Genomic DNA, 12,372 nt, shown 5'->3' on the forward strand with positions numbered 1-12,372 from the left:
AATGACCAAGACATTTGCCCTCAATCCCCTTCATTCGGCTTTCCCTGACGCCGCCGACAAGCCGGCCGCGCTGCATCCGCAGTCGCTGCTCGACCTGCCGCCCGGCGAGGCCCGGCAGAGCCTCTTGACCGTTCACAGCATCCTCGAAGCGAAATTGCCCGCGACCGACCTTAAAATCTATGAGGCCGGCGGCGGCTCGACCAGCTTCCTGCCGCTTAGCGTGCTGCGGCGCGCCCACGTCACCGTGGTCGATATCGACGAAGACCAGATCCGCAACAATGATTACGCGCAGGAGACGATCCTCGGCGACATCCAGACTCATCGCTTCGCGCCCGACAGTTTCGATCTCGTGATCTGCTACAATGTGATCGAGCATGTGCCCGACGTCGAAGCGGCGCTGCTTGGCTTCTGCCAGTCGCTAAAGAACAACGGATTGGTCCTGATCGGCGCGCCGAATCCAAGGTCGCTGTCCGGCGTCGTCACCAAATACTCGCCGCACTGGTTCCACGTCTGGTTCTATCGCCATATCCGCGGCGATGAGAACGCCGGCCTGCCCGGCTGCGCGCCGTTCCCGACTCATTTTCATCCGCTGGTCACGCTGGCGAACCTGGAAACCTTTGCCGACAGGCACGGGCTGCAGATGATCTATTGCAAGCAGTATGAGAGCCCGCGCTATCCGGAGATGCGCCGGCGCAAGCCGCTGTTCGCGAGCCTGATCGACGCGGCCGCCAAGGTGCTGAACGTCTTCCTGCCCGGCAAGACCGACGTGCGGCACGGCGACTATCACGTGATCTTGAGGAAGCGCTGAGCATGAACGCGATGCTCTCAGAGGCAAAGGCGAAGGTCAGCCACCGGCTGGCGATGCACCTGCACGCCAATTCCTTCCGGATGCGCAACACCACGCCGATGGTCAGCTTTACCTTTGACGATCTCCCAAAAAGCGCGGCTACGACCGGCGCGGATCTGCTCGAAACACACGGTGCGCGGGGCACCTTCTATGTATCGGGAGGCCTGATTGGCGGCGAAGCGCGGGAATGGCCGACGGGCGACGCCGACGACCTGCTTTCCCTACATCGCCGTGGCCACGAAATCGGCTGTCATACATTCTCGCACCGGCGCGCCAGCGATCTCGACGTGGCCGCCCTTGCCAACGAAATCATGCGAAACCGCGGCTACCTCCGCGCGCTGGACGCCTCGATCGAAACCGAGACTTTTGCCTATCCTTACGGATTAGGATCGGTTGGACGGAAGAACCAGCTCAAGGATCAGTTCCAGACCTGCCGCAGCATCGAACCTGGCATCAACAGCGGCACAGTCGATTTACAGCTTCTTCGCGCCGTGCCGCTGATCGACGGCCAGATGGACCGCGCCGGGATCGAACGCATGTTCGACGATGCCGAAACCAATAACGGATGGTTAATTTTCTACGGCCACGACGTCGCTGAACAGCCGAGCCCCTGGGGCTGCTCGCCAGCGCTGCTCAACCACGCCCTCGAGGCGGCGGCGCGCCGGGAAATCCCGGCTATGACCATGGCGGAGGCATTGCGATGCGCCCGCGCATAAACGCTTTGTTTGCCATTTCGGTGAATAGTCCCTCAATGAGTATGGTTAATTTTCCCTGTTGCGTTTTTGGCGCGTTGAAGCCCCGCGCGCGTGGCGTAAAGCGAAGAGTAACCCCTCAGCCGATGTGTGCGGCAGTTGGAATGGAAGCTGGGGTCGATGCTTATCTATGACGAGCCGATAAACCAGGCCAAGCCTGACCCCCGGCACGCCGCAATGCCGGCATTGGGTGGCTTCAGCGTGCTCGATCTGGTTCAGCTGCTGTGGCGGCGGAAGATCGCGATCGCCTCGGCGGCGCTGCTCTGCGCCTGCATCGCGGTGGCGATCGGCAAGAGCCTGACACCGAAATACACCGCAACGGCCCAGCTCTACGTCGATCCCCGCGAATTGCAGCTGGTCGATCGCGAACTCACGCCGCGCGCCCCGGACCTGTCCGGCCTTGCGATGGTGGTCGAGAGCCAGGGGCGCGTGATCACCTCGAACAACGTGCTGTTGCAGGTGATCCGCGAGACCCATCTCGAGAAGGACCCCGAGTTCGGCGGCGGCAGCGGCAAGGGCCTGTTCGGTTCGCTGCTCGGCCTGTTCGGGATCGAGCTGCGCCCGACCGCCGAGCAGCGCAAGCTCGTCGAGATGGCGGCGCTGGAAACCCTGATCCGCCACATCAATGTGAAGAAGACCGACAAGACCTTCATCGTCGACATCGAGGTCTGGTCGATCGACCCGGCCAAGGCGGCGATGCTCTCAAATGCAATCGCCAAGGCCTATCTGACCGAGAATACGCAATCGCAAGCCGCGAGGGTCCGTCGCGCCACCAGCGATCTTTCGAGCCGGCTGACGGAACTGCAGGATCGGCTTCGTACCGCCGAGAACACGCTCGCGGTCTACAAGGCACAGAACAATTTCGTCGGCACGCAGGACACGCTGATCAGCGACCAGCAACTCTCCGCCAGCAACCAGCGGCTTGCCGCCGCGCGGGCGCTGACGCTCGACGCGCAGGCCAAATACGATCAGATCGCAGCCAGCCGCAAGACGTCGGCAGACGCCGGCGCCATTCCCGAGGCGCTGCAATCGCCGACCATCGCCAATCTGCGTTCGCAATATGCCGAAGCCAGGAAGCGCCAGGCCGAATTGCAGAGCGAGTTGGGGCCGCGTCATCCCGCCTTGCGCCAGATGGAGAAGCAGGTCGAGGATCTACGCCGGACCATCGGCGAGGAAACCGATCGCTTTCTGCAGGCGGCGAAGAATGACCTGACCCGCGCCCGGGATTACGAGGCATCGCTGAACAAGGCGCTCGAAACCCAGAAGCGCCAGAGCGTCCAGATGAGCCAGGCCGCGGTCAAGCTGCGTGAACTCGAACGCGACGTCGAAGCCAGCCGCGACGTCTACCAGTCGTTCCTCAAGCGCTCGCGCGAGACCGAGGAGCAGGAGACCCTGAACACCTCGAGCGCCCGCATCATCGGCGACGCCACCGTGCCGCAGCGGCGCACCTTCCCGCCGGGCATGGCCTTGTTCGCCATGATCGGCTTTGTGCTGGGCGGGCTCGCCTCGGCTGCGTGGATCATCGCTGTCGATCAGTTGTCGCCTGGCGCGAACCCGGTTCGACCCAACACACGGGTCAGGACATCAGCCTCATCAGCCGCGCAAAATCGGACGCCTGCGGCCTCGAGGCAACCGTCGGGCACGCCGCAGCCGGCCGTCAGCCTGATCGCGAAGCCGTCGATCACGCGGCTGCAGGAATCAGACGTGGTGCGCACCCTCGGCGGAATCCTTGCGACGGGCGGCACCCTCGATGTCGTCAAGCTCGGCTGGCCGACGCTCCGCGCCGGTTTCCCGCTGATGACGTTCCTCAACACCATGCGCGAAATCCGGACCGCACTGGCGACGCGCACAACCAAGGACACCGCGCCCGTCCTGGCCGTGATCGGTGCCGGCAATGGCGAGGACCGCAGCATTGCCGCCCTCAACGTCGCGCTCTCGGCCGCCCGCGATGGCGCCAGGGTGCTGCTGATCGACGCCGATCAAAAGACCTATACGCTGTCGAACAAGGTGGCCCACCTGGCTAAGGAAGAGACCGGCCGCCTCGGCTGGCTCAATATTGGCGCCAAGGCTGCGCGCGCCATCAAGAGCGCGAACGGGATTTCGATCCTGCCGGCCCTCAAGGCCTCGGATACCAAGGCTAGCGACACCATCCGCAAGGCGATTGCGCAGGCGCGCATCGGCGGCGACTACGATCTGGTGGTCCTCGACGGGCCCGCCATGCCGTGGAGCCCGGCCGACCACGCGCTGTTCGACGCCACCGATGGGCTGGTCGCGATCCTGCCGGTCAAGCTCGACATCAACGAGAGCATGGAAGACATCATCACCGCGCTCGGCGAGACCGAGCGCAAGCTGGTCGGTGTCGTCATCAACGAACTCACCCCCACGGCCGTCAACCGTCAGCGAGACAAACAGTATGCGTGAGCGTCGCTTAAACCCCCTCGGCAGAGCCGTTACTGCCGGCGTTCCCCGAATCACACTGGGCGGGCTGCGGCTTGCCGTGCTCGACCTCGAGCAGACCGCGGACTTCATGATCGAGATGGTGTTCCCGCAACGCCGGCTCGCTCGCCCGCTCTATCTGACCTCGGCCAATGGCGAGGTGCTGGCGCGCTGCTCCACCGAACCGATGACCGACCGGCTGTTTCGTTCCGCCGACCTGATCAATGCCGACGGCCAGCCGCTCGTGACGGTGTCGCGGTTGAAATCGTCGACGCCGCTGCCCGAGCGCGTCGCGACCACCGACCTGTTCCACGTCGTCGCCCGCAAGGCGCAGGCGGCCGGATTGACCTTCTACATGTTCGGCGCCGATGAGGCGGAGAACGCCGCCGCCGTCGCCAACGTTCGCAGGCTTTATCCGGACCTGAAGATCATCGGACATTCGCACGGTTTCCTCCGCGGCGACGCGCTGCGGGCCAAGGTCGACGAAATCAACGCGCTGGCGCCCGATTACCTCTGGCTTGCGCTCGGCGTTCCCTATGAGCAGGCCTTTGTCGAGGAATACACCTCGCGCCTGTTCAGGGTTGGCGTGATCAAGACCTCTGGCGGACTGTTCAACTTCCTGTCGGGCAGCCGGGCCCGCGCACCGTCTTGGATGCAGGCGGTCGGGCTCGAATGGGCCTGGCGCATCTGGCTGGAACCGCGCCGGCTGTTCTGGCGCTATTTCACCACCAATCCGCGCGCGCTCTATCTGCTGTTCAACAAGAGCCGGCCTTCGGCCACCGAACGGACCCGGGACTGATGGGCGCCGGTCTGGCGAGCGATCGTCCGGCCATCCTGGTCACGGGCGGCGCGGGCTATATCGGCTCGCATTGCTGCCGGGCGCTCGATGCGGCCGGTTATCTCCCCGTCTGCTACGACAACTTTTCGACTGGCCACCGCAGCTTTGTCGCGGGCGCGCTGGTTACCGGCGACATCGCCGACAAGGCCACGCTGGCGCGCGCCTTCGGCGAGCACGACATCGTCGCGGTCATGCATTTCGCCGCGTCCAGCCTGGTCGGCGAATCCGTCGTCGACCCGCGGAAGTACTACGTCAACAACCTCGCCGGCACGCTGGCGCTGCTGGATGCGATGCGCGAGGCCGGCTGCAGCCGCCTGGTGTTCTCGTCGACCGGCGCGGTCTATGGCAATGCCGACAGCAAGGCGCTGCCCGAAAACTATCCCTGCGCGCCGATCAATCCCTATGGCGCCTCGAAATGGATGATCGAGCGCGTGCTTTCGGACTATCGCGGGGCTTACGGGCTCGGCTCGTTCGCGCTGCGTTACTTCAACGCCAGCGGCGCCGATCCCGCCGGCGGCATCGGCGAGCAGCGCGAGGTGGAAACCCATCTCATTCCGCGCGCGATGATGGCGCTGCAGGGCCACGTGCCGGACTTTGCGGTGTTCGGCGACGATTACGCGACGCCGGACGGCACCGCGATCCGCGACTACATCCATGTCACCGACCTTGCCGCCGCCCATGTGCTGGCGCTGAAGCTCTTGCTCGAAGGGCATTCCGGCGGCGTCTTCAATCTCGGCACCGGCAAGGGATTTTCGGTGCGGGAGATCCTCGCGGCGATCGCGAGCGAGACCGGGCGCGAAGTGCCGCACGTCGTCAAGCCACGCCGCGCCGGCGACCCGACCTATCTGGTCGCGGACGCTTCCGCCGCGCACGAAACGCTGCACTTCCGCCCTGCTTTTTCGGACCTTCCGACCATCATCCGCACCGCCTGGGCCTGGCATAGCAAAGCTCACCCGCTCAAAAACGGGTGAGTTTGCACACCGGTGAGACCGGTGTAAGCCGCATTGTCCCTGCTGTCCTGTATGTCCGCGATCATCGTCTCTCGCCTGTCACGCATGCAGGCACGCGGCTTGCCCCGTGGGAACGAGACCGGCTAGCATCCACGACAACACAGATGAGCGCATTTCAGCTCACGCATGACAAAAAGGGAGCAAACCATGACGGCGACCAACCGGCTTTGGCGATACCTCGTGACGCCCCTTGCTCTCGCCGGGATGCTCAGCATCTCCTCGGCAGCTGAACTCAATCCTGCCGCCGTCACTTACAAACTGCCGGACCAGATTCCGTGGGGCCCGGTCAATTCCGCGGGCGCGCAAAGTGCCGTCGTCGTCGGCGATCCGAGCAAGCCGGGCTTCTATATGGTCTACAATAAATGGACCAAGGGCAATCATTTCAGCCGCCCGCATTTCCATCCCAACGACCGCTACATCGTCGTGCTGCAGGGTACCTGGTGGGTCGGTTCAGGCCCGAAATTCGATCCCGCCAACACGACGCCGATGCCTGCGGGCAGTTTCGTCACGCATTTCGCCAAACAAGTGCATTGGGACGGCGCCAAGGATGAAGATGCCGTTCTCCTGATTATGGGCGAAGGGCCGGCGACCTCGACTGGAGCGGAAGAAAAATAGCCGCAGTGCTGCAATTCTATTCCAGCAACTAACTTCGTTCGCGGACGTGTCCGGCGTTCTAAGCGGAAACGACGAGTTCAGACCGCTTCCCTTGTCATGACCGCATTCGCGCCCTGCGCCGAAGCGGGACCTTGCGGCTGCAACGGCGCGTCGTTATTCGACAAACCCGCGACCTTGCGGATAAGCGATACCGGGGTTGCCGAGAACGACTCGATGCAAAGTGCGACGACGTCAGGCGGCGAGCTGTCGACCATGGCGATCACGGCCTTTTCGTCCAATTGATCCGGTTCCCAGTAGGAAGTCGCCAGGCTTTGCGTGGTCAGCCGGTGCGTCGCCTTGTGGGTCGGCGACTGGTTCACAAAGTACCCATAGAGGATGTATTCGGAAAACGAGCGCGTCTTGCCAAGCGCCACCGCCCACGGCATTCCGGTGACGGCTTCGATCGTGGCGGTCATGTCCCGCAAGGTCGACCTGTCCCAGACGAGCACATTGCCGATGTAATCGTCGGCCGGGAACACCGTGGTGCTGCTGCCCAGCAGGCGATCGCTGTTTCGAACCCAGACGGAATGCGACGGCTTATCGGCCGGAATCGCCAGACGGTCGACATAGAGCGGGGTCAAGTCCGCGCAGGCATAGGCGGCCACATCGAACGGACGAAAGAACGTGTTATCGGAATCGACGATGCAATAGCGCTGATGCGGCAGGTGCAAGGCGCCCGCGATCTTGAGAAGCTGCTGGATATGCCAGCCGTGGAGCGGGCCCGACCGGAACGACCACCACGTCCTGCGCCCCTTGCGCGAAACAAACGGCGGCAACGCCCTCAGCCAGGACGGCAAGAAGCGCGAACTCGGCAGCACGGTGCGGCGGCCATTCTCGAACCTGGCAAAGTACGGCAGGTCATCGTCATTGACGATGACGTAATGCCGTTCGTATCCGCTGACGAACCGATCGAGACTTTCGCAGAGTAATTCGAAGCGATCGAGGTCGCCGCGATAGGTCGGGGTCATCAATGCTACGTCTTTGATCACGCCGCTTCCTGTCATGATGGTTCTGTGCGACCGGCGATCGAGATCGATCCCGATCAGGTTGATACAATAGATGATCGCTTGAGGGCTTCAAACAACGCTTCGCAGTTAAGATAAACAGTGCCTGATCGAGCTGGCTCCGGATGCCCCAGGACAAAAGCGTGGAAGGCCTGCGATATTCCAACGGTCAATTCCGTGAAAACGATGCCTGATTTCCGGCGGGGTTTTGCCTGTGTGAAGGTAAGGTTATTGAATGGTTAACCGGCGCGCATTGCGCCGGCCGCAGATGCGGATATCATCGGCAAGAAGGGACCTTTCGATGCATCCGGCGGCAAAACTGCAGTTTGAGCGCGTTGTCGTCGAATTTGGGCGATGGCGCGCACTCGCTGAGGATGACCGGCCGCCCGCTCCAGCCTGGTGGTGGGGACCGGCGGTCGAGGTACGGGATATCGCCCAGGCGCTACCGGCGCGTTGGAGCGCCAGATTGGGTTTGCCCGATGGCGCGACTTACGCCGACGGCGCCGGCGTGCTGTTCCAATCCCTGGCTGGCCAGGTCATCCAGCCCTGGCCTTATGACTTTTCGCGCAAGGTGAGGTCCACGGACTCGGACGTGCGCGATTTGCAAGCGCAGCCGTCAGACGACAGTGCTTTCCAGCCTTGAAGGCGAAGCCGGTTCACGCGCATCGCCGGCGTCGGGTTGCAGCGGCGGCGAGGCCAGCAGCGGCTCGGTTCGAAGCATATCCGCCATCTGCTGCGGCGGCAGCGGTTTTGAGAACAGGAAGCCTTGCATTTCATCGCAGGCGTGATTGCGCAGGAACGTCTGCTGCTCGATGGTCTCGACGCCCTCGGCGATCACAGTCATCCCCAGCGCCTTGCCCATGCTGATGATCGCCTGCGTGATGGCCTGGTCCTCTGAATCAACAGGCAGATCGCGGACGAAGGAGCGATCGATCTTGATGGTGTCGATCGGGAATTGCTTCATCAGCGACATCGACGAATAGCCGGTGCCGAAATCGTCGATTGCAAGCCGGATGCCGCGGTTCTGGATCGCGTCGAGCACCTTGATCGCCCGCGACACGTTGCGCATCACCATGCTTTCCGTGACCTCGAGCTGCAGTAGCACCGGCGACATGCCGCTTGCCAGCAACGCCTCGTCGACATCATGCAACAGATTGGCGTCGGCGAACTGCCGCGGCGACAGGTTGACGGCCATCGTCACCGGGCGCAGTCCGCGACGTTGCCAGGCCATGTTTTGCGCGCAGGCTTCCGTCAGTACCCAGCGGCCGATCGGCACGATCAGCCCGGTCTCTTCCGCCAGCGGAATGAATTGCCCCGGCGACACCAGGCCGAGTTCGGGATGGTTCCAGCGCAACAGCGCCTCGACGCCGGTGATCTGACCGCTCGCCATATCGACCTTCGGCTGGTAGTGCAGCGAAAACTGATCACGCTCCAGCGCGCGGCGCAGGGCGCTCTCCAGCGTCAGACGCTCGATCGACTGCGCCTTGATCTCCCTGGTGAAGAAGCGGAAGCTGTTCTTGCCGTCCTCCTTGGCAAGATACATCGCCATGTCGGCGTTCTTGGTCAGCGTCTGCATGTCGGCGCCGTCGGACGGATACATCGCGATGCCGATCGAGGCCGTGGTGTGGCACTCATGGCCGCTGAGCTGCAAGGGCTGGCTCAACACGGACAAGAGCCCACCGGCGATGCGTTCGACCTCGTGCGGTTCGGCGGCCTCTTCCAGGATCACGACGAATTCATCACCGCCGAGCCGCGCCACCACGTCGCTCGAACGCAGCGCAGCCCGCAGCCTGCCTCCGACTTCCACCAGCAGCATGTCACCGGCGTCATGGCCCAGCGAGTCGTTGATGACCTTGAACCTGTCGAGATCGATGAACAGCACCGCAAACGACCGCTGATAGCGCTCCGCGGCATCGATCGTCCGGCGCAGCATGCCGTTGAACATCTCGCGGTTCGGAAGGTTGGTCAGGCTGTCATGCGAGGCCAGATATTCGATCCGCTCGTCCGCCCGCATCTTCTCGTCGGCGCGGTCAAAATTCTCCAGCGCGAGCGATACGTTGTCGATGAGCCGCTGCAGCAGTTCGGAGAATTCCGGCGTGAACGTATCCTTCTCGATCGCAACGAAGATCATGACGCCAACGACCCGCCCCCGAACCAGCAGCGGGTAGGCTGCGCTCGCACGGGTCCCATCCCTGCGGGCGCGCGCATGGAACACCTGGCTACGCGGGTCGGCGAGGTAGTCGTTGATGATGCAGGGCTTGCCGGAGCGGATCGCCATGCCGGCGGATCCGCGTCCTTCCGGATGGACCTTATTGGCGGACACCCGCACCTCGCGCGAACTGGCGGCGGTCGGTCCGGCGGCCGCGACAATGTCCAGATAATCGCTGTCGGTTCTCGTCAGTGCAATGGAAGTGGCGGTAAACTTGCCGCCGTTTGCGGTGGCCTGGCACACCAGATCGAACAACTCAGCGCGGGTCGTCGCCCGCACGATCGCTTCATTGGTCGCGCTGAGCGCCGCGAGCATGCGGGTCAGACGTTCTTTCTGCTCCTCGGTCTTCGCCTTCTCGTCGGCGCGCTCGAACGTCTCCAGCGAGAACGACACATTGTCGGCGAGCCGTTGCAGGAGTTCGGTGAATTCATGCGTGAAGGCGTCCCTTTGCAAGGAGACGTAGAGCATGACGCCGACCACCTGCCCGCGTACAAAGAGCGGAAAGCCGGCGGCTGATCTGGAGCCGAGTTCGCGGGCCTTGGCGTGAAATGCCGCGGCGCGCGGATCGGTTAGATAATCGTTGAAGATGCAGGCCTGGCCCGAGCGGAACGTGATCCCGCAAACACCGCGGCCTTCCGGACGCGCTTCATTGATCGACAGGGTGATCTGCCGCGCGCTCTGGCCGGTCGGACCCGCGCCGGCCACGATTTCCATGAAATCGCTGCCGGGCTTTGCCAGCGCGACGGTGGTGGAGGTGAACCTGCCGCCGGTCGCCGCCGCCTCGCAAACCAGTTGATACAGTTCGTCGCGTGATCCCGCCCGAACGATCGCCTCATTGGTTGCACTGAGCGCCGCGAGCATGCGTGTAAGGCTCTCCTTCTGGCGCTCGGTCTTCGCTTTCTCGTCGGCGCGATCGAAACTTTCGAGCGCAAAAGACACATTGTCGGCCAGCCGTTGCAACAGCTCGGCAAACTCCACCGTGAACGTGTCCGCCTGGGAGGAAATGAACAACATGACCCCGACGATCCGCTCCTCGACCAGCAGCGGAAACGCGGCGCCTGATTTGGCGCCGTCGTTGTTAATCACCTGATCGAACGCATTGTTTTGCGGACCTGCCAGGAAATCGTTGTTGATGCAGGCCTGCCGGGAACGGAACGCCGTCCCGCAGACCCCGCGGCCTTCCGGAACAGCCGCGCTGATCGAGACCTTCAGACGGCGGGCGTTTTCCGCCGTCGGCCCGGCCGAGGCGACCATGTTGAAAGAATCGCTGTCTGATCTGACGAGGAGGATGCTGGTCGAATTGAAGCGGCCCCCCAGTGCTGCGGCAGCGCATACCAGTTCGAACATCTCGGCGCGCGACCTGGCCCGCATGATCGCTTCATTGGTCGCGCTGAGCGCCGCGAACATCCGTGTCAACCGCTCTTTCTGTTCGTCGGCTTTCGCCTTGGCGTTGGCGCGTTCAAAGTTTTCGAGTGCAAACGAGACGTTTTCCCCGATCCGCGCTAGCAGTGCGATGATCTCCTCATCCGCCGCCCATGCCTTGCCGACAAAGAACATCACGACACCGACGCTTTGCCCCGCCCTGATCAGGGGCACGGCGACGCAGGCAACGACGCCGGCCTCACGTCCGGCCTGCTGCCACGGGCCACCCTGCGAGATGTCGTGGTTGACGCAAAGCCGCTGCGTCCGGAACGCCTGACCGGCAACCCCCTTGCCGTAGTCGTTGTCGGCATCGATCGAGAAGCGTGTCCGGGTCAGCAGATCGAGGCTCTCGCCGGTGCCGGCCGCGGGCTTCAGCCAGATCGAATCCGGCTCTGACAGCAGGACCACCGTCGCGACCGACTTTCCGCTGTAAACGGCGGCATCGCAAACGCGCTGGTAGAGCTCCTGTTCGGTCTTGGCGCGAAGAATCGCTTCGTTGGTCGCGCTGATGGCGCCGAACATGCGATTCAGCCGCCGCATCGTCCGCTCGCCATCCTTGCGCGCAGCTTCATGATCGAAATTGTCGAGGGCAAATGAAATGTTCGCCGACATGCGTTCGAGCAATGCGACGACCGGGGCATCGATCGACCCGACTTCGCGCCGCGTGACGAGGAAGACGCCGATGCTGCGGCCGTTGCAGGTCAGCGGCAAGCCGGCGGCCGCGCCGACCTGTCCGGCAGCGGCACCCTGACGCCAGGCCAGCGAATGCGCGTCGTTGAGATAATCGTTGCTGATGCAGAGCTTCTGATCGCGAAAGGCCTGACCGCAAACCCCCGAGCCCTCCGGGGCATCAGCCAGAATCGAAATGTCGATGCCGCGCAGCCTTGCGGTGTCTTCGCCGAATCCGGCCGCAAACCGAAGCAGGTTGGTATCCGGGTCCAACAAAAAGACGGCGGTGGCCAGGAAGTCCCCGCTGGAGAAAGCGGCTTCACAGACCTTTTCGTACAGTTCTTCCGGCGATTTCGCGTACAGGATCGCTTCGTTGGTCGCATTCAACGCAGCAAATGTACGCGCGATACTGGTCTTCACGGCTCTCAAGCTCCCAGCAGACAATAAGGGCCTGCTGCCCCACGGAATTTTATGCGCGGGAGAGGCCTAAATGGTCGTTATTGGCGGCCGGAAGTTGCGATTCAGAGTAAA

The 12,372-nt window shown here is 63.1% G+C and carries 9 protein-coding genes; 7 read left to right on the forward strand and 2 right to left on the reverse strand.

All coding sequences use genetic code 11. The features are described 5' to 3' along the window. Position 1 precedes the first annotated feature (1 nt). The 6 genes from JQ641_RS00615 to JQ641_RS00640 all read left to right on the forward strand — a co-directional run bounded on the left by JQ641_RS00615 (position 2) and on the right by JQ641_RS00640 (position 6,498). Positions 2-808 (forward strand): class I SAM-dependent methyltransferase, encoded by an 807-nt coding sequence (locus JQ641_RS00615; protein ID WP_211993779.1) that lies wholly within the window; start codon positions 2-4, stop codon positions 806-808. Between the two features lie 2 nt (positions 809-810). Continuing rightward, a complete protein-coding gene (locus JQ641_RS00620) occupies positions 811-1,563 on the forward strand; it encodes a polysaccharide deacetylase family protein (RefSeq protein ID WP_249150121.1) in 753 nt (250 codons plus the stop codon). A 156-nt stretch (positions 1,564-1,719) separates the two neighbouring features. Beyond that, entirely contained in the window at positions 1,720-4,020 is a 2,301-nt protein-coding gene (locus JQ641_RS00625) for an exopolysaccharide transport family protein (RefSeq protein WP_211993780.1), read from the forward strand. Then, positions 4,013-4,834: a WecB/TagA/CpsF family glycosyltransferase gene (locus JQ641_RS00630; RefSeq protein WP_211993782.1), complete on the forward strand. Its 822-nt coding sequence runs from the start codon at positions 4,013-4,015 to the stop codon at positions 4,832-4,834. Before JQ641_RS00625 ends, JQ641_RS00630 begins: the two co-directional genes overlap by 8 nt. After that, positions 4,834-5,844, forward strand: a complete 1,011-nt coding sequence (galE, locus tag JQ641_RS00635) for a UDP-glucose 4-epimerase GalE (RefSeq protein ID WP_211993784.1) — start codon at positions 4,834-4,836, stop codon at positions 5,842-5,844. Before JQ641_RS00630 ends, galE begins: the two co-directional genes overlap by 1 nt. A 186-nt stretch (positions 5,845-6,030) precedes the next feature. Further along, positions 6,031-6,498, forward strand: a complete 468-nt coding sequence (locus JQ641_RS00640; RefSeq protein ID WP_249150122.1) for a cupin domain-containing protein — start codon at positions 6,031-6,033, stop codon at positions 6,496-6,498. 77 nt (positions 6,499-6,575) lie between these two features. Here JQ641_RS00640 and JQ641_RS00645 read toward each other — a convergent pair whose 3' ends face one another. Beyond that, positions 6,576-7,526 carry a DUF6492 family protein gene (locus tag JQ641_RS00645; RefSeq protein WP_349628472.1) on the reverse strand — a complete coding sequence of 317 codons (951 nt, stop codon included), beginning with the start codon at positions 7,524-7,526 and terminating at the stop codon, positions 6,576-6,578. Positions 7,527-7,842: 316 nt separating this feature from the next. Here JQ641_RS00645 and JQ641_RS00650 point away from each other — a divergent pair, with 316 nt between their 5' ends. Beyond that, positions 7,843-8,184, forward strand: coding sequence for a hypothetical protein (locus JQ641_RS00650; protein ID WP_211993793.1), 342 nt, complete (start codon positions 7,843-7,845; stop codon positions 8,182-8,184). Here the strand turns inward: JQ641_RS00650 and JQ641_RS00655 are convergent. After that, a complete protein-coding gene (locus JQ641_RS00655; RefSeq protein ID WP_211993795.1) occupies positions 8,158-12,261 on the reverse strand; it encodes a bifunctional diguanylate cyclase/phosphodiesterase in 4,104 nt (1,367 codons plus the stop codon). The genes JQ641_RS00650 and JQ641_RS00655 overlap by 27 nt on opposite strands. Positions 12,262-12,372: the final 111 nt, after the last annotated feature.

Origin of the sequence: Bradyrhizobium sp. JYMT SZCCT0180 (assembly GCF_018130165.1) — a bacterium.
Classification (GTDB): Bacteria; Pseudomonadota; Alphaproteobacteria; order Rhizobiales; family Xanthobacteraceae; genus Bradyrhizobium.